Genomic DNA, 17211 nt, shown 5'->3' with positions numbered 1-17211 from the left:
GGTGCTGGCGGTGGCGCCGGCGGCGGTGGTGGAGCYGSYGGTGGTGCCGGTGCGGGYGCCAGTGCCGGCGGYGGCGCGGGTGGTGGAGCAGGTGCTGGCGGCGTGGGTGCGGGTGCGGGCGTCGGCAGTTCCAATGGCGGTGGTGCTGGCGGTGCGCCGGCAGGAAACGCCGGCGGCAACGGCGGCGCCAACGTGGGCACGGGCAACAACGGCAATGGCGTAGGCAACACCGGCCTGGGCAACCAGGGCAGTGGCCCCAACGCGGATACCGCGGGCAACGCCTGCTGCGGCAACCCCGGTAACGGTGGGAATGGCGGCGGCACCGCTGGTGGTGGCGGCACCGCTGGTGGTGGTGGCACCGCTGGTGGTGGCGGCACCGTCGGAGGCGGCGGCACCGTCGGAGGCGGCGGCACTGTCGGCGGGGGCGGCACTGCCGGTGGCGGCGGCACGGCCGGTGGCGGCGGCACGGCCGGTGGCGGCGGTACCGTCGGTGGTGGCGGCACTGTGGGCGGTGGCGGCACTGTGGGCGGTGGCGGCACTGCAGGCGGTGGCGGCACTGCAGGCGGTGGCGGCACTGTCGGTGGCGGAAGCACTGTGGGCGGCACCGGCACCGTTGGAGGTGGCGGCTCGGTCGGTGCTGCGGGAGGAAGCACCGGCGTGACGGCTCCGGCGGCGGTTGCACCCGTGGCGATCACGCCGGCTATCCGCGGCCCCGGCGCCGGAACGGCTGCAGCAGGCGCGGCTCCGGCGAGCGTGACCGCGCTCGGCGGGCCTGCGGCGACTGCGGGCCTCCTCGGCGCGAACCTCGGCTCCGGAGCGACCGGCAGCAGCGCGCTTGGCAGCGGGTCCACGGCCAGCAACGGCAGCAGCGCGGGCAATGGATCTGCCCTGGGAGCCGGCCCGGCACGCCGCCCCAAGGCCGACCGCAACTGAGCGTTCCGGCAACGAAAAAGCGGCCCGCAGGGGCCGCTTTTTCATGGCGCGTGGAAGCTGCTCAGGCTGTCACTTCCTTCGCCGTCTCCGCGTATTCGGCGATCTGGTCGAAGTTCAGGTAACGGTACACCTTGTCGCCGTCCTTGTTGATCACGCCCATGTCGGCGTGGTATTCGCTCACCTTGGGGATGCGGCCCAGCTTGGAAGCGATCGCCGCCAGTTCCGCCGACGCCAGGAACACGTTGGTGTTCTTGCCCAGGCGGTTCGGGAAGTTGCGGGTGGAGGTCGACACCACGGTGGCGCCCTCCCGCACCTGCGCCTGGTTGCCCATGCACAGTGAGCAGCCGGGCATTTCGGTCCGGGCGCCGGCGCCGCCGAAGTTGGCGTAGTGGCCTTCCTTGGTCAGCTGCTCGGCGTCCATCCGCGTCGGCGGGGCGACCCAGAGCTTCACCGGGATGTCGCGCTTGCCTTCCAGCAACGTCGACGCCGCGCGGAAGTGGCCGATGTTGGTCATGCACGAACCGATGAACACCTCGTCGATCTTGGTGTCCTGCACCAGCGACAGCGGCTTCACGTCGTCGGGATCGTTCGGGCAGCACAGCAGCGGCTCGGTGATCTTCGCCAGGTCGATTTCGATCACGGCCGCGTACTCGGCGTCCTTGTCGCCTTCCAGCAGGTCCGGCTTGGCGAGCCAGGCTTCCACCGCCTTGATGCGGCGCTCCAGCGAACGCTTGTCGGCGTAACCCTGCGCGATCATGTTCTTCATCAGGACCACGTTCGACTGCAGGTACTCGGCGATCGGCGCTTCGTTCAGCTTCACCGTGCAGCCGGCGGCGGAGCGCTCCGCCGAGGCGTCGGACAGCTCGAACGCCTGTTCCACCTTCAGGTCCGGCAGGCCCTCGATCTCGAGGATGCGGCCGGAGAAGATGTTCTTCTTGCCTTCCTTGGCGACGGTCAGCAGGCCCTGCTGGATCGCGAAGTAGGGGATCGCATGCACCAGGTCGCGCAGCGTGATGCCGGGCTGCATCTCGCCCTTGAAGCGCACCAGCACCGACTCGGGCATGTCCAGCGGCATGACGCCGGTGGCGGCCGCGAAGGCCACCAGGCCGGAACCCGCCGGGAAGCTGATGCCGATCGGGAAGCGCGTGTGGCTGTCGCCGCCGGTGCCGACGGTGTCTGGCAGCAGCAGGCGGTTCAGCCAGCTGTGGATCACGCCGTCGCCGGGCTTGAGCGCCACGCCGCCGCGGTTGCTGATGAAGGCGGGCAGTTCGCGGTGCGTCTTGACGTCCACGGGCTTCGGATACGCCGCGGTGTGGCAGAAGGACTGCATCACCATGTCGGCGGAAAATCCGAGGCACGCCAGGTCCTTCAGTTCGTCGCGCGTCATCGGGCCGGTGGTGTCCTGGCTGCCGACGGTGGTCATGCGCGGCTCGCAATAGGTGCCGGGGCGCACGCCCTTGCCTTCCGGCAGGCCGCAGGCGCGGCCGACCATCTTCTGCGCGAGGGTGAAGCCCTTGCCGGAATCGGCGGGCGGCTTCGGCAGGCGGAAGGTGGTGGAGGCGCCCAGGCCCAGGAAATCGCGCGCGTTGGCCGTGAGCGACCGGCCGATGATCAGGTTGATGCGGCCGCCGGCGCGCACCTCGTCCAGCAGCACGTCGCTCTTGAGCGCGAAGCGCTCGACGACGGCGCCGTCCTTCTCGATCGTGCCTTCGTACGGGAAGATGTCGATCACGTCGCCCGTCTCCAGCTTCGAGACGTTCACTTCGATCGGCAGCGCGCCGGAGTCTTCCTGCGTGTTGTAGAAGATGGGGGCGATCTTGCCGCCCAGGGTGACGCCGCCGAAGCGCTTGTTCGGCACGAACGGGATGTCCTGGCCGGTGGCCCAGATCACGCTGTTGGTGGCGGACTTGCGCGAGGAACCGGTGCCGACCACGTCACCGACGTAGGCAACCTGGTGACCCTTGGCCTTGAGGTCCTCGATGAACTTCATCGGGCCGCGCTTGCCCTCTTCTTCCGGCTGGAAGGCCGTGCCGGGACGGCTGTTCTTCAGCATCGCCAGCGTGTGCAGCGGGATGTCGGGACGCGACCAGGCATCGGGCGCGGGGGACAGGTCGTCGGTGTTGGTCTCGCCGGGCACCTTGAACACGCTGACCGTGATCTTCTGCGGCACTTCGGGGCGGCTGGTGAACCATTCGGCCTCCGCCCACGACTGCATGACTTCCCTGGCGAACGCATTGTTGGCCCGGGCCTTCTCCGCGACGTCGTGGAAGTAGTCGAACATCAGCAGCGTCTTCTTCAGCCCGTTGGCCGCGATCTGCGCGACCGCCGCGTCATCGAGCAGGTCGATGAGAGGCTTGACGTTGTAGCCGCCGACCATGGTGCCGAGCAGCTCGGTCGCCTTGGCCTTGGAAATCGCCGGGACCTGGAGGTCCCCATGTGCAACGGCCGCGAGGAAGCTCGCCTTGACCTTGGCCGCGTCGTCCACGCCCGGCGGCACGCGGTTCGTCAGCAGGTCCAGCAGGAAGGCTTCTTCCTTGGCCGGGGCCGCCTTGATCAGCTCGATCAGGTCGGCGGTCTGCTTGGCGGACAGCGGCAGCGGGGGGATGCCGAGCGCGGCGCGCTCGGCAACGTGTTCGACGTAGGCTTGCAACATGGGGTTCTCCGTTCAATAGGGCGTCATTTCGCCGGTGCGCCTGGAGCGGGCTCCAGGATGTTCACGGGCGGGCGGTTCTTCATTTCCTGGGCGAAGGCAACCTGCTCCGGGCTCTGGCACTCGTCGGCCAGGCGCTTGCCTTCCTTCTGGTTCATCAGCATCGACTTGTTGCCCAGCTGCAGCCACAGCGCGCCGCGCGCCGGGTCTTCCAGGCGGATGGCGCCGGTGCGGCTTTCCACCGGGTGCATCACGAAGCGGTTGACGCCGCGCGAGACGAGGAAGTAGCCCTCGCGGCGCAGCGGCTTCACGGTGACCTTGGCGCCGAGTTCGCAGGCGATCTCGCCGGTGTACACGCGCTTGGAAATGGCCACTTCCGCTTCGGTGAGCTTGTCGGCTGGGTTGTAGTCCTCCGTCGGCGTTGCCTCCTCGACCGCCTGGCGCTTGTTCGCCGCGGGCGACTTCTTCGCGTCCACCGGCTTGGTGGACTTGGCCGCGGGCTTGGCGGGCTTTTCCGCCGTCTGCGCGGAGGCAGTGGCGGCAAGCGTTGCGATCACGATGCTGGCAAACACGATTTTCATGACGTCTCTCCTCTGGACTTAGGGACGCGCGCCGGAAAACCAGGCGCGCGCTTCTTCGGGGAGCGGCCTGCCGGTCTGGTGTGCCCTCTCCAGCACCTGCCAGTAATAGCGGTAGCTCGCCCTGTCCTCGAGTTTGCCGTCGAAGCTGATCGGCGCCCAATTCGCGGCTTCGGCGCCACGAAGAATCTGTGACGCCTTGTGAATTTCGTCAGCGCTGGGAGCAAACACTTCCACGATCGTCCTGATCTGGTCGGGGTGGATGCTCCACATGCGCGTGTAACCGAACTCGTTGGCCGCACGCGACGCCGCCGCCCGGAAAGCGGCCTGGTCCTTGAATTCCGTCACCACGCCATGCGACGGCACCTTGCCGTGGGCGTGGCAGGCGGACGAGATCTCCAGCTTGGCGCGCACCACCAGCGGATGCGTGAACTGGCCCTGCACGCCCATGCCGTGCGAGGGGATGGCCCCGCCATGCGCCGACACGAAGTCCATCAAGCCGAAGCTCAGCGACTGCATGCGGGGATGCGCCGCGATGTCGAAAGCGCGATGCACCGCCGCGGGTGATTCGATCAGCCCCTGCAACGGCAGGTCGCGGGCGCCGGCGGCATCGAGCGCGCGCGCCGCACGCTCCACGTCCTCGGGCCGCTCCACCTTGGGCAGCATGACGTGGACGAGACGGTGGCCGGCCTTGCCGGCGATGGTGGCGATGTCGCTGTCGAAAGCGGGATGGTCCACCGGATGCACGCGCACGGCGACGCGCGCGTCGGGCTTCGCATTCAGCGCGAGTTCGACGACCAGAGCAGCATGCTCCGCCTCGCCGCCGACCGGCGCGCCGTCCTCGCAGTCGAGCGTGACGTCGAAGACGCAGGCACCGAACTCCTGCGTCATCTCCTCCTGCAACTGCAGGCTCTTGCGCATGCGCGCCTCGACGCCGCTGTAGTGGTCGCACACCGGCAGCGCGCCGGTGCGCGCCTGGGCACCGAGGAGGACTTCGCGGGGATGCGCCACGGCAGCCGGCTTACAGGAGGTGCGCCACGCCCTGCTGCTCTTCCTGCAGCTCGTTCAGCGTGAGGTTGATGCGTTCCTGAGAGAAGGCGTCGATCTCCAGGCCTTCGACCAGCTTGTATTCGCCGTTCTGCGTGGTGACCGGGAAGCCGAAGAGGATGTCCTTGGGGATGCCGTACTGGCCGTCCGACGGGATGCCCATCGTGACCCACTTGCCGTTGGAGCCCAGGGCCCAGTCGCGCATGTGGTCGATGGCCGCATTGGCCGCCGACGCGGCGGAGGACAGGCCGCGCGCCTCGATGATCGCGGCGCCGCGCTTGCCCACGGTCGGCAGGAACACGTTCTTGTTCCATTCCTGGTCGTTGATCAGGTCCTTGACCGACTTGCCGTTGACGGAGGCGAAGCGGTAGTCGGCGTACATGGTGGGCGAGTGGTTGCCCCAGACCGTCAGCTTCTCGATGTCGGCGACCTTGGTGCCGGTCTTGGCGGCGATCTGCGACAGCGCGCGGTTGTGGTCCAGGCGGAGCATCGCGGTGAAGTTCTTGCGCGGCAGGCTGGGCGCGCTCTTCATGGCGATGTAGGCGTTGGTGTTCGCGGGGTTGCCGACCACCAGCACCTTGACGTTGCGGGACGCCACCTTGTCGAGGGCCTTGCCCTGCGCCGTGAAGATCTGGGCGTTGGCGGACAGCAGGTCCTTGCGTTCCATGCCGGGGCCGCGCGGACGGGCGCCGACCAGCAGCGCGTAGTCGGTGTCCTTGAAGGCGGTCATGGGATCGGAGTGCGCTTCCATGCCGGCCAGCAGCGGGAACGCGCAGTCTTCCAGTTCCATCATCACGCCCTTGAGCGCCTTCTGGGCCTTCTCGTCGGGGATCTCCAGCAGCTGCAGGATCACGGGCTGGTCCTTGCCCAGCATCTCGCCGGAAGCGATGCGGAACAGCAGGGCGTAACCGATCTGGCCAGCGGCACCGGTGACGGCGACGCGAACGGGCTTCTTGCTCATGGAAATCTCCGAAGGAAGTGGATGCGAAATGGGGAGTCGGCGTGGGTGCGAGCGGAGGCGTTGGAACCTGGAATCGCCCTGCGTGGACAGCGCGGGAGTTTACCCGTAGAAACCCGCAGGGTCAATTTGTCTTATGTCTTATATAAGATATGATTGAGGTCAAAGATGGTGCAGAAAGCACCGTCCCGCCCATGGCCACCTCCAACCCCATCACCGCCGATGCCGCCACCGCCGAACCGGCGCCGTCGGCGACCCCGGCGTTCAGTCCGCTTTACCAGCAGATCAAGGGGCTGATCCTGCAGAGCCTGCAGGCCGGCGAATGGAAACCGGGAGAGGCGATCCCCAGCGAAATGGACCTCGCCGCGCGCTTTCGCGTGAGCCAGGGCACCGTGCGCAAGGCCATCGACGAGCTGGCTGCCGAGAACCTGGTCGTGCGCCGCCAGGGCAAGGGCACCTTCGTCGCCACCCATTCCGAGCAGCACGTGCGCTACCGCTTCCTGAAGCTGGTGCCCGACAGCGGCGACGAGGGACCGGCGCAGCGCACCATCCTCGACTGCCGCCGGGTGCGCGCTTCCGCCGAGGTGGCGCGTGCACTGGCACTGCGCACGGGCGACTCGGTCGTGCAGGTGCGGCGCGTGCTGTCCTTCGGCAGTGTCCCCACCATCCTCGAGGACATGTGGCTGCCCGGAAATACCTTCCGCGGGCTCACCGCGGAGCAGATGGCGAACCAGCAGGGTCCCACCTACGCGCTGTTCGAACTGGAGTTCGGCGTGCGCATGGTGCGCGCCGAAGAGAAGATCCGCGCCGTCGCGGCCGACGCGCAGCAGGCGCAGCTGCTGTCACTGGAACCCGGCGCGCCGCTGCTCTCCGTCGAACGCCTTTCCTACACCTACAACGACGAGCCGATGGAGTTGCGCCGCGGCCTCTATCGCACCGACACACACCACTATCGCAACGATTTGAGTTAGCGCAATGGGACGGGCCGCGGGGCTCTGTTTTGCAAACCCGGTGTCAGCTTGTTGCGTTGAAATAGAATTTAGGGTTGTCCCTTAGTGGCAATCACTTCAAAGCGCAGCCCTCCAAGAAAGAAACACGCCATGACAGTCGCACACAAGCGGCCGGAATTCCGCAACATCAACGCCTTCAAGGACCTGCCCGGCTACCGCTGGCCGGTCGCCTCCCTGGTCTCCGGCATGCACCGCGCCAGCGGCGTGCTGATGCTGGCGCTGTTGCCCCTGATCATCTGGATGTTCGACACCTCGGTGTCCTCAGAGATCTCCTTCGCGCGCTTCCGGGCGGCGTTCAACACCGGCGCCTCCGGCGTGCTGCTCAAGCTGGTCGCGCTCGCCCTGCTCTGGGCCTACCTGCACCACTTCACCGCCGGCCTGCGCCACCTGTGGATGGACGTGAGCCACGCCGCCGTCAGCAAGCAGCGCGGCGCCCTCACCGCCAAGGTCACGCTGGCCATCAGCCTCGTGCTGACGGTGATCCTGGGCGCGAAGCTGTTCGGTCTGTACTGAGAAAAGCAACAGAGGAGTCCAAAACATGGCAGTCAATTACGGCTCCCGGCGCACCGTCGTCGGCGCCCACTACGGCACGCGCGACTGGCTCGCGCAGCGCGTCACTGCGGTCCTGATGGCGTTGTTCACACTGGTGGTGCTCGCGCAGGTCGTGTTCTCCCGCGGCCCGATCGGCTACGACAGCTGGGCCGGCATCTTCCACCCGCAGTGGATGAAGATGCTGACCTTCGCAACCATCCTCGGCCTCGTGTACCACGCCTGGGTGGGCGCGCGCGAGGTGCTGATGGATTACGTGAAGCCCGTGGGCATCCGACTCGCCCTGCAGATCCTGGCCATCGTGTGGCTGGTGGGCTGCGCCGGCTGGGCGATCCAGGTGCTCTGGAGGGTTTGAGGAACATGGCATACACCAAGAGCAACATCACGACGCGCAAGTTCGACGTCGTCATCGTGGGCGCCGGCGGCTCCGGCATGCGCGCCTCCCTGCAACTGTCCCTGGCGGGCCTGAACGTGGCCGTGCTGTCGAAGGTGTTCCCCACCCGCTCGCACACGGTGGCGGCGCAGGGCGGCATCGGCGCGTCCCTGGGCAACATGTCCGAGGACAACTGGCACTACCACTTCTACGACACCGTCAAGGGTTCCGACTGGCTCGGCGACCAGGACGCGATCGAGTTCATGTGCCGCGAGGCGCCCAAGGTCGTGTACGAGCTCGAGCACTTCGGCATGCCGTTCGACCGCAATCCCGACGGCACGATCTACCAGCGCCCCTTCGGCGGCCACACGGCCAACTACGGCGAGAAGCCGGTGCAGCGCGCCTGCGCAGCGGCCGACCGCACCGGCCACGCCATGCTGCACACGCTGTACCAGCAGAACGTCAAGGCCCGCACCAGCTTCTTCGTCGAGTGGATGGCCCTGGACCTGGTCCGCGACGCCGAGGGCGACGTGGTCGGCGTGACCGCGCTGGAGATGGAAACCGGCGACCTGCACGTGCTGCACGCCAAGACCGTGCTGCTGGCCACCGGCGGCGCGGGCCGCATCTACCAGGCATCGACCAACGCCTTCATCAACACCGGTGACGGCCTGGGCATGGCGGCGCGCGCCGGCATCCCGCTGGAAGACATGGAGTTCTGGCAGTTCCACCCGACCGGCGTGGCCGGCGCGGGCGTGCTGCTGACCGAAGGCTGCCGCGGCGAAGGCGCGATCCTGTTGAACAGCAACGGCGAGCGCTTCATGGAGCGCTATGCGCCCACGCTGAAGGACCTGGCGCCGCGCGACTTCGTCTCCCGCTCCATGGACCAGGAGATCAAGGAAGGCCGTGGCTGCGGTCCCAACAAGGACTACGTGCTGCTCAAGCTCGACCACCTGGGGGCCGAGACCATCCACAAGCGCCTGCCCTCGGTGTACGAGATTGGCGTGAACTTCGCCAACGTCGACATCACGCGCGAGCCGATCCCGGTGGTGCCCACCATCCACTACCAGATGGGTGGCATCCCGACCAACATCAACGGCCAGGTCGTGATCCAGAAGAACGGCAGCGACAACGAGGCGCTCAACGGCCTGTACGCCGTGGGCGAATGCTCCTGCGTCAGCGTGCACGGCGCCAACCGCCTGGGCACCAACTCGCTGCTGGACCTGCTGGTGTTCGGCAAGGCCGCCGGCAACCACATCGTCGAGTTCGCGAGCAAGACCAAGTCGCACAAGCCGCTGCCCGCCGACGCGGCCGAGCGTTCGTTGGAGCGCCTGAACCGCCTGGACAACACCACCTCCGGCGAGTACGCGCAGGACGTCGCCAACGACATCCGCTCCTCGATGCAGAAGCATGCGGGCGTGTTCCGCACGCAGGCCGCCATGGACGAAGGCGTGCGCCAGATCGCGGCGATCCGCGAGCGCGTGGGCGCGATCGAGCTGAAGGACAAGTCGCGCGTGTTCAACACCGCCCGCATCGAGGCGCTGGAAGTCGAGAACCTGATCGAGGCCGCGCAGGCCACCATCGTCTCGGCCGCCGCCCGCAAGGAATGCCGTGGCGCCCACACCGTCAGCGAGTACGAGCGGCCGGCCGATGATCCGGTCGCCCCGCTGGGCCGCGACGACGCCAACTGGATGAAGCACTCGCTGTGGTACAGCGAAGGCAGCCGCCTGGCGTACAAGCCGGTCAAGCTCAAGCCCCTGTCCGTGGACTCCGTGCCTCCCAAGGTCCGGACCTTCTGATTACGTAGTTCTGCGCACCGCAACAGCGCCTAGATTCACAGAGACGGAACCTCCATGCAAAAGCGCACCTTCCATATCTACCGCTACGACCCGGACAAGGACGCCAAGCCGTACATGCAGACGGTGGAGATCGAGCTGGAGGGCAACGAGCGGATGCTGCTCGATGCCCTGATGAAGCTCAAGGCAGTCGACCCCACCATCGCCTACCGCCGCTCCTGCCGTGAAGGCGTGTGCGGATCCGATGCGATGAACATCAATGGCAAGAACGGCCTGGCCTGCCTGACCAACCTGCTCACGCTGAAGGACCCGATCGTCCTGAAACCGCTGCCGGGCCTGCCCGTGATCCGCGACCTGATCGTGGACATGACCCAGTTCTTCCAGCAGTACCACTCGATCAAGCCCTACCTGGTCAACGACAGCATCAAGCCCGAGAAGGAGCGCCTGCAGTCGCCGGAGGAGCGCGAGGAGCTCAACGGCCTGTACGAGTGCATCCTGTGCGCCAGCTGCTCGACCAGCTGCCCCAGCTTCTGGTGGAACCCCGACAAGTTCGTGGGTCCGGCCGGGCTGCTGCAGGCCTATCGCTTCATCGCGGACAGCCGCGACCAGGCCACGGCCGAGCGGCTGGACAACCTGGAAGACCCGTACCGCCTGTTCCGCTGCCACACGATCATGAATTGCGTGGACGTGTGCCCCAAGGGCCTCAACCCGACGATGGCCATTGGGAAGATCAAGGAATTGATGGTGCGCCGCGCGGTCTGACCGCACAGCGCGGACACTGCAAGGGAAAATGGACGACGTTCTGCTCGACGAGCGAGGTCTCAGCAAGCTGCGGTGGCGCTGCCGCCGCGGGCTGCTCGAGAACGACCTGCTCATCGAGAAGTTCTTCGACCAGTACGCGTCCAGCCTGACGGTCCGTCAGGCCGAGGCGCTGGCGGAGCTGATGGACCTGGCCGACAACGACCTGCTGGACCTGCTGCTGAGGCGCAAGGACCCCGCGGACGAACTCGATCGGCCGGACGTGAGACAAGTGCTGGAGATGCTGCGCAAGCCGGCGTCGACGGGACCTGGGCATTCAACCTGATTAGGACTAGCTATGAAACTCGCAGACAACAAGGCCACGCTGTCTTTCAGCAACGGCAGCCCCAGCGTCGAGATGCCCGTGTACCACGGCACCATCGGCCCGGACGTGATCGACATCCGCAAGCTCTATGCGCAGACCGGGATGTTCACGTACGACCCCGGCTTCATGTCCACGGCTTCCTGCCAGTCCGCCATCACCTACATCGACGGCGACAAGGGTGAGTTGCTGTACCGAGGCTACCCCATCGAGCAGCTCGCCACCAACTGCGACTTCCTCGAGACCTGCTACCTGCTGCTGTACGGAGAGCTGCCCAACCCGGCCCAGAAGGACAACTTCGTCTCGCGCGTGACCAACCACACGATGGTCAACGAGCAGATGCAGTTCTTCCTGCGCGGCTTCCGGCGCGACGCGCACCCGATGGCGGTGATGACCGGCCTGGTCGGCGCGCTGTCGGCCTTCTATCACGACAGCACGGACATCAACAACCCGGAGCACCGCGAGATCTCGGCGATCCGCCTGATCGCGAAGATGCCGACGCTGGTGGCCATGGCGTACAAGTACACCGTCGGCCAGCCCTACATCTATCCGAAGAACTCGCTGAGCTACACCTCGAACTTCATGCGCATGATGTTCGCGACGCCGTGCGAGGAGTTCGAGCCCAACGACGTGCTGGTGCGCGCGATGGACCGCATCTTCATCCTGCATGCCGACCACGAGCAGAACGCCTCCACCTCCACGGTGCGCCTGTGCGGATCCTCCGGCACCAACCCGTTCGCGGCCATCGCGGCGGGCGTGGCCTGCCTGTGGGGCCCGGCACACGGCGGCGCCAACGAGGCGGCCCTCAACATGCTGGAAGACATCCAGAAGATGGGCGGCGTCGCCAAGATCGGCGAGTTCGTGACCAAGGTGAAGGACAAGAACAGCGGCATCAAGCTGATGGGCTTCGGCCACCGCGTGTACAAGAACTACGACCCGCGCGCCAAGCTGATGCGCGAGACCTGCCACGAAGTGCTGGCCGAGCTCGGGCTGCAGAACGACCCGCTGTTCAAGCTGGCGATGGCGCTGGAGAAGGTGGCGCTGGAGGACGAGTACTTCGTCTCGCGCAAGCTGTACCCGAACGTGGACTTCTACTCCGGCATCGTGCAGCGCGCGATCGGCATCCCGGTCAGCCTGTTCACGGCGATCTTCGCCCTGGCCCGCACGGTCGGCTGGATCGCCCAGCTCAACGAGATGATCGGCGACCCCGAGTACAAGATCGGCCGCCCGCGCCAGCTCTTCGTCGGCTCCCCCAAGCGCGACGTGATGCCCATCGGCCAGCGGTAAGCGCATCGCGCCCTGCAAAAAGGCCCGCGTCGCGGGCCTTTTTGCTTTCCGGGCAGCGCGGGCGCCAGCCCTACCGGGCCACTTCGTACTTCGGCTTGTCCTGGTTGCCCACCATCAGGTAGTTCACGACGCCCATCACGTCATCGACCAGCAGCACGGATTTCTCCATCTGCTCGGCCTGTTCCTTCGTCTTCACGCAGCCCATCAGCGTCACGATGCGCCGCTCACCGAGCACCCAGACCGAGGTGTCGTCGAAACGGCCGTCCATGCGGATGTATTGCTGGACGCGGGGAATGATTTCCTTGTCGTAAAGGTAGGAATTGGGCAGGCGGCAGCGGCCGACGCGGTAGCAACTGGTGCCGTGCTGGGCGCGCACGTGCGCCTCCTTGCGGATTTCCTCCTCGGTGAATCCCGGGGGTCGCGGCGCCGGGCATCCCCGCAGCGCGGCAGTGACCGGCAGGAAGGGGTCATCGAAGACGTTGCGACGCGGCTCGTCAGCGGCGGCAGTGCTCGCCAAGGCGCCCAGCAGAAGCACGGAAATGCGCATGGCCGCGGATGCTCGCGCAGGAATGCCCCGGACGGCAAGGCCGCCATCGCGGATGGCGATGGCAAGATGGCATTTGACAAGGGAAAATAGCGTCCTGGCATCGCAGCCCGCGATGCCCAACCCCATGCGCCCGACCGAACGCTCTTTCGCCCGCCGGATCGACCTCACCTCGCTGCAGCTCTTCGTGGCTGTCTGCGAGCTGGGTTCCATCGGTCGCGCAGCGGAGCGCGAGTTCATCGCGGCCTCCGCCGTGAGCAAGCGCCTGTCGGACCTGGAGGCAACGCTGGAGACGCCGCTGCTCTATCGCCACACCCGGGGCGTGAAGCTCACGCCCGCCGGCGAAAGCCTGCTGCACCACGCGCGTTCGGTGCTCTTCAGCCTGGAAAAGATGCAGGCGGAACTGTCCGAATACGCCGACGGCGTGCGGGGCCACGTGCGCATCCACGCCAACATCTCCGCGATCGTTCAGTTCCTGCCGGAGGACCTGGGCAGCTTCAGCGAGCAGCACCCGCAGGTGAAGATCGACCTGGAAGAACACCTGTCGACCGAGGTGATCCGCGCGGTGCAGGAAGGCGCGGCGGACCTGGGGATCTGCAACGTCGCGGCCGCGCCGGGCCACGAACTGCAGACGCTGGCCTACCGCCAGGACGAACTGGTGCTCATCGTGCCGCGCGGCCACTTGTTGACCCGACGGAAGTCGATCGCGTTCGAGGACACGCTGGACCTCGACCACGTGGGCCTGCATTCCAACAGCTCGATCTACCTGGCCATGCGCGAGGCCGCCGCGGCCGCCGGGCGGAACATCCGGTTGCGCATCCACGTGACGGGCCTGGATGCGATGTGCCGCATGATCCACAACGGCCTGGGCGTGGGCTTGATGCCGCGCCGCGCCTTCACGCTGATGCACGGCGTGGGCGACCTGGAATGCGTCCGCCTCACGAATGCCTGGGCGACGCGCGACATCCGGCTCGTCGCGCGCGACTTCTCCACCCTTCCGCTCACCGCGAGGCTGCTGGTCGACCACCTGCGCAGCCGTGCCGAAGAGCAGGAAGCCCTTGCCGCATAGAATTTCACGCCTGAGGAAAGCCCCATGGGACGCACGCTGTACGACAAGATCTGGGACGAGCACGTCGTCCATTCCGAAGAGGACGGCACCGCCATCCTCTACATCGACCGCCACCTGGTGCATGAGGTGACCAGTCCGCAGGCCTTCGAAGGCCTGCGGGAAGCGGGCCGCAAGGTCTGGCGCATCAGCTCCGTGGTGGCCACCGCCGACCACAACACGCCGACGACGGGCTGGGAGCGCGGCTACGACGGCATCACCGACCCGATCTCGAAGGAACAGGTCACGACGCTGGACAAGAACATCGCGCAGTTCGGCGCGGCGGCCTACTTCCCCTTCCTGTCCAAGCGCCAGGGCATCGTGCACGTGATCGGCCCGGAGTCCGGCGCCACGCTGCCGGGCATGACCGTGGTCTGCGGCGACTCGCACACCTCCACCCATGGCGCGTTCGGCGCGCTGGCGCACGGCATCGGCACATCGGAGGTCGAGCACGTGCTCGCCACGCAGACACTGCTGGCGAAAAAGGCGAAGAACCTGCTGGTGCAGGTCGACGGCAAGCTCGCGCCCGGCGTGACCGCCAAGGACATCGTGCTGGCCGTGATCGGCCGCATCGGCACGGCCGGCGGCACCGGCTACACGATCGAGTTCGCCGGCTCCGCGATCCGCGGCCTCTCGATGGAAGGCCGCATGACGGTGTGCAACATGGCCATCGAGGCCGGCGCGCGCGCCGGGCTCGTCGCCGTGGACGAGAAGACGATCGAGTACGTCAAGGGCAAGCCGCTCGCGCCCACCGGCGTCGAGTGGGACCAGGCGGTGGCCTACTGGCGCACCTTGCGCTCGGACCCGGACGCGAAGTTCGACGCCGTGGTCAAGTTCGATGCGACCGAGATCATGCCGCAGGTGACCTGGGGCACCTCGCCCGAGATGGTGACCTCCATCGACGGGCGCGTGCCGGATCCCGACAAGGAAAAGGACGCCAACAAGCGCGGCGCGATCGAGCGCGCATTGAGCTACATGGGCCTGCAGCCGGGCAAGCCCATGAACGACGTCTACGTGGACAAGGTGTTCATCGGCTCCTGCACCAACAGCCGCATCGAGGACATGCGCGAAGCCGCCGCCATGGTGAAGAAGCTGGGCCGCAAAGTCGCCCCGAACATCAAGGCCGCCCTGGTCGTTCCCGGCTCCGGCGTCGTCAAGGAGCAGGCCGAGCGCGAGGGCCTGCATGAAATCTTCAAGGCCGCGGGCTTCGAGTGGCGCGAGCCCGGATGCTCCATGTGCCTGGCGATGAACGCCGACCGGCTCGAGCCGGGAGAGCGCTGCGCGTCCACCAGCAACCGCAACTTCGAAGGCCGCCAGGGCGCCGGCGGCCGCACGCACCTGGTGAGCCCCGCCATGGCGGCCGCTGCCGCCGTCCATGGCCACTTCGTCGATGTCCGGCAGTTCGTCTGAGGAGAAATAGACATGGACAAGTTCACCGTACACAAGGGCATCGTCGCGCCCATCGACCGCGAGAACGTCGATACCGACGCGATCATTCCCAAGCAGTTCCTCAAGTCCATCCGGAAGACCGGTTTCGGCCAGAACCTGTTCGATGAGTGGCGCTACCTGGACCATGGCGAGCCGGGACAGGACCCGGCCAGCCGCAAGTCCAATCCCGACTTCGTGCTGAACCAGCCGCGCTACAAGGGCGCTTCGGTGCTGCTCGCGCGCAAGAACTTCGGCTGCGGCTCCTCGCGCGAACACGCGCCCTGGGCGATCCAGCAATACGGCTTCCGGGCGCTGATCGCCCCCAGCTTCGCCGACATCTTCTTCAACAACTGCTTCAAGAACGGCCTGCTGCCCATCGTGCTGCCGGAGTCCACCGTGGCGAAGCTGTTCGACGACCTGCTGGCGTTTCCCGGTTACGAGCTGACCGTGGACCTGCAGCGCCAAGTGGTCGTGAAGCCGCAGGGCGAGGAGATCCCCTTCGACGTGCAGCCCTTCCGCAAGTACTGCCTCCTCAACGGCTTCGACGACATCGGCCTGACCCTGCTGCAGTCCGACAAGATCAAGGCCTTCGAGGCCCAGCGCCTGGCGACCAAGCCCTGGCTGGCCCACACCCTGCACGGTTGAACGAGAAGAACACACCATGAAGATCGCAGTCCTGCCGGGCGACGGCATCGGCACCGAAATCGTCGACGAGGCCGTCAAGGTCCTGAAGGTCCTGGACCTGAAGTTCGAGCTGGAATTCGCCGACGTCGGCGGCTTGGCCTATGACAAGCACGGCCACCCGCTGCCGGAGGCCACGCTCACGTTGGCCAAGGCTGCCGATGCCGTGCTGTTCGGCGCCGTGGGCGACTGGAAGTACGACAAGCTGGAGCGCCAGTTCCGTCCCGAGCAGGCCATCCTCGGGCTGCGCAAGAACCTGGGCCTGTTCGCGAACTTCCGTCCGGCGATCTGCTACGAGCAGCTGACCCACGCCTCCAGCCTCAAGCCGGAGCTGGTGTCCGGCCTGGACATCCTGATCATCCGGGAGCTGACCGGCGACATCTACTTCGGACAGCCGCGGGGACGGCGCACTTCGCCCGACGGCAATTTCCCGGGCGCCGAGGAGGCCTTCGACACCATGCGCTACACGCGTCCGGAGATCGAGCGCATCGCCCACGTCGCCTTCCAGGCCGCGCGCAAGCGTGGCAAGAAGGTCACGAGCGTCGACAAGGCCAACGTGCTGGAGACTTTCCAGTTCTGGAAGGACGTGGTGACCGAGGTGGGTCAGCAGTATCCGGACGTGAAGCTGGACCACATGTACGTGGACAACGCCGCCATGCAGCTGGTGAAGCAGCCCAAGTCCTTCGACGTGGTGGTCACCGGCAACATGTTCGGCGACATCCTGTCCGACGAGGCGGCGATGCTGACCGGCTCCATCGGCATGCTGCCCTCGGCCAGCCTGAACGCATCCAGCCAGGGGCTGTACGAACCGTCCCACGGCAGCGCTCCGGACATCGCCGGCAAGGGAGTCGCCAACCCGTTGGCTACAATATTGTCTGCCGCCATGATGCTCCGCTTCACCCTCAACCAGCCCCAAGCCGCCGACCGGATCGAGTCCGCGGTGAAGGACGTGCTGTCGCAGGGCCTGCGGACGGCGGACATCTGGTCCGAAGGCACCCGCAAAGTCGGCACGCGTGAGATGGGCGACGCGGTCGTGGCTGCCATCACCAAGAAGACGATTACCAAGAGCTAGCAAGCTCCGGTTCGTCGCGCCCTCCTCCGGCACAGACGAGCCGGGGGACAACGGATTCCACTGAATCACATTGAAAGGCGCGC

18 protein-coding genes are annotated in these 17211 nt (G+C 66.7%); 13 read left to right on the top strand and 5 right to left on the bottom strand.

Annotated elements, in window-relative coordinates; translation table 11 throughout:
* The coding region (locus tag AC1DSA_RS12580) for a hypothetical protein (RefSeq protein WP_477889570.1) at window positions 1-223 on the top strand (223 nt) is incomplete at its 5' end.
* Between the two features lie 87 nt (window positions 224-310).
* Entirely contained in the window at window positions 311-661 is a 351-nt protein-coding gene (locus AC1DSA_RS12575; protein WP_477889568.1) for a hypothetical protein, read from the top strand.
* 333 nt (window positions 662-994) lie between these two features.
* Here AC1DSA_RS12575 and AC1DSA_RS12570 read toward each other — a convergent pair whose 3' ends face one another.
* Genes AC1DSA_RS12570 through AC1DSA_RS12555 form a run of 4 tightly spaced genes read right to left on the bottom strand, consistent with a single transcriptional unit; the run spans window position 995 to window position 6169 of the window.
* Window positions 995-3586, bottom strand: coding sequence for a bifunctional aconitate hydratase 2/2-methylisocitrate dehydratase (locus AC1DSA_RS12570; protein WP_477889566.1), 2592 nt, complete (start codon window positions 3584-3586; stop codon window positions 995-997).
* Between the two features lie 23 nt (window positions 3587-3609).
* Window positions 3610-4164 (bottom strand): hypothetical protein, encoded by a 555-nt coding sequence (locus tag AC1DSA_RS12565; protein ID WP_477889564.1) that lies wholly within the window; start codon window positions 4162-4164, stop codon window positions 3610-3612.
* Between the two features lie 18 nt (window positions 4165-4182).
* Window positions 4183-5172: an HpcH/HpaI aldolase/citrate lyase family protein gene (locus tag AC1DSA_RS12560; RefSeq protein WP_477889562.1), complete on the bottom strand. Its 990-nt coding sequence runs from the start codon at window positions 5170-5172 to the stop codon at window positions 4183-4185.
* Window positions 5173-5182: 10 nt separating this feature from the next.
* Window positions 5183-6169, bottom strand: a complete 987-nt coding sequence (locus AC1DSA_RS12555) for a malate dehydrogenase (RefSeq protein WP_477889560.1) — start codon at window positions 6167-6169, stop codon at window positions 5183-5185.
* A gap of 191 nt (window positions 6170-6360) precedes the next feature.
* On the opposite strand from AC1DSA_RS12555, the gene AC1DSA_RS12550 reads away from it, so the two are divergent.
* The 7 genes from AC1DSA_RS12550 to AC1DSA_RS12520 all read left to right on the top strand — a co-directional run bounded on the left by AC1DSA_RS12550 (window position 6361) and on the right by AC1DSA_RS12520 (window position 12298).
* Entirely contained in the window at window positions 6361-7137 is a 777-nt protein-coding gene (locus AC1DSA_RS12550) for a GntR family transcriptional regulator (RefSeq protein ID WP_477889558.1), read from the top strand.
* A gap of 129 nt (window positions 7138-7266) precedes the next feature.
* Window positions 7267-7689: a succinate dehydrogenase, cytochrome b556 subunit gene (gene sdhC / locus AC1DSA_RS12545; RefSeq protein WP_477889556.1), complete on the top strand. Its 423-nt coding sequence runs from the start codon at window positions 7267-7269 to the stop codon at window positions 7687-7689.
* Window positions 7690-7714: 25 nt separating this feature from the next.
* On the top strand, window positions 7715-8080 hold the full coding sequence (sdhD, locus tag AC1DSA_RS12540; RefSeq protein WP_477889554.1) for a succinate dehydrogenase, hydrophobic membrane anchor protein: 366 nt from the start codon (window positions 7715-7717) through the stop codon (window positions 8078-8080).
* Between the two features lie 5 nt (window positions 8081-8085).
* A complete protein-coding gene (gene sdhA / locus AC1DSA_RS12535; RefSeq protein WP_477889552.1) occupies window positions 8086-9894 on the top strand; it encodes a succinate dehydrogenase flavoprotein subunit in 1809 nt (602 codons plus the stop codon).
* Between the two features lie 54 nt (window positions 9895-9948).
* Window positions 9949-10653, top strand: a complete 705-nt coding sequence (locus AC1DSA_RS12530) for a succinate dehydrogenase iron-sulfur subunit (protein ID WP_477889550.1) — start codon at window positions 9949-9951, stop codon at window positions 10651-10653.
* Between the two features lie 28 nt (window positions 10654-10681).
* Window positions 10682-10975, top strand: coding sequence for an FAD assembly factor SdhE (locus tag AC1DSA_RS12525; protein WP_477889548.1), 294 nt, complete (start codon window positions 10682-10684; stop codon window positions 10973-10975).
* A gap of 12 nt (window positions 10976-10987) precedes the next feature.
* Window positions 10988-12298 (top strand): citrate synthase, encoded by a 1311-nt coding sequence (locus AC1DSA_RS12520; protein WP_477889546.1) that lies wholly within the window; start codon window positions 10988-10990, stop codon window positions 12296-12298.
* Between the two features lie 70 nt (window positions 12299-12368).
* Here AC1DSA_RS12520 and AC1DSA_RS12515 read toward each other — a convergent pair whose 3' ends face one another.
* Complete coding sequence (locus AC1DSA_RS12515) at window positions 12369-12971, bottom strand: BON domain-containing protein (protein WP_477889544.1); 603 nt, start codon at window positions 12969-12971, stop codon at window positions 12369-12371.
* On the opposite strand from AC1DSA_RS12515, the gene AC1DSA_RS12510 reads away from it, so the two are divergent.
* From AC1DSA_RS12510 to leuB, 4 genes are read left to right on the top strand one after another with little or no spacing between them, the layout of a single operon-like run.
* Window positions 12970-13911: a LysR family transcriptional regulator gene (locus AC1DSA_RS12510; RefSeq protein ID WP_477889542.1), complete on the top strand. Its 942-nt coding sequence runs from the start codon at window positions 12970-12972 to the stop codon at window positions 13909-13911. The genes AC1DSA_RS12515 and AC1DSA_RS12510 overlap by 2 nt on opposite strands.
* A gap of 24 nt (window positions 13912-13935) precedes the next feature.
* Window positions 13936-15357 carry a 3-isopropylmalate dehydratase large subunit gene (gene leuC, locus AC1DSA_RS12505; RefSeq protein WP_477889540.1) on the top strand — a complete coding sequence of 474 codons (1422 nt, stop codon included), beginning with the start codon at window positions 13936-13938 and terminating at the stop codon, window positions 15355-15357.
* 12 nt (window positions 15358-15369) lie between these two features.
* The gene (gene leuD, locus AC1DSA_RS12500) at window positions 15370-16020 is read left to right on the top strand and encodes a 3-isopropylmalate dehydratase small subunit (protein ID WP_477889538.1); all 651 of its coding nucleotides are present in this window, start codon (window positions 15370-15372) and stop codon (window positions 16018-16020) included.
* 16 nt (window positions 16021-16036) lie between these two features.
* Window positions 16037-17128, top strand: a complete 1092-nt coding sequence (gene leuB / locus AC1DSA_RS12495; RefSeq protein WP_477889536.1) for a 3-isopropylmalate dehydrogenase — start codon at window positions 16037-16039, stop codon at window positions 17126-17128.
* Window positions 17129-17211 lie beyond the last annotated feature (83 nt).

Source organism: Ramlibacter sp. P4_H7, assembly GCF_056400765.1.
This window is presented reverse-complemented; position numbering and strand designations above follow the sequence as displayed.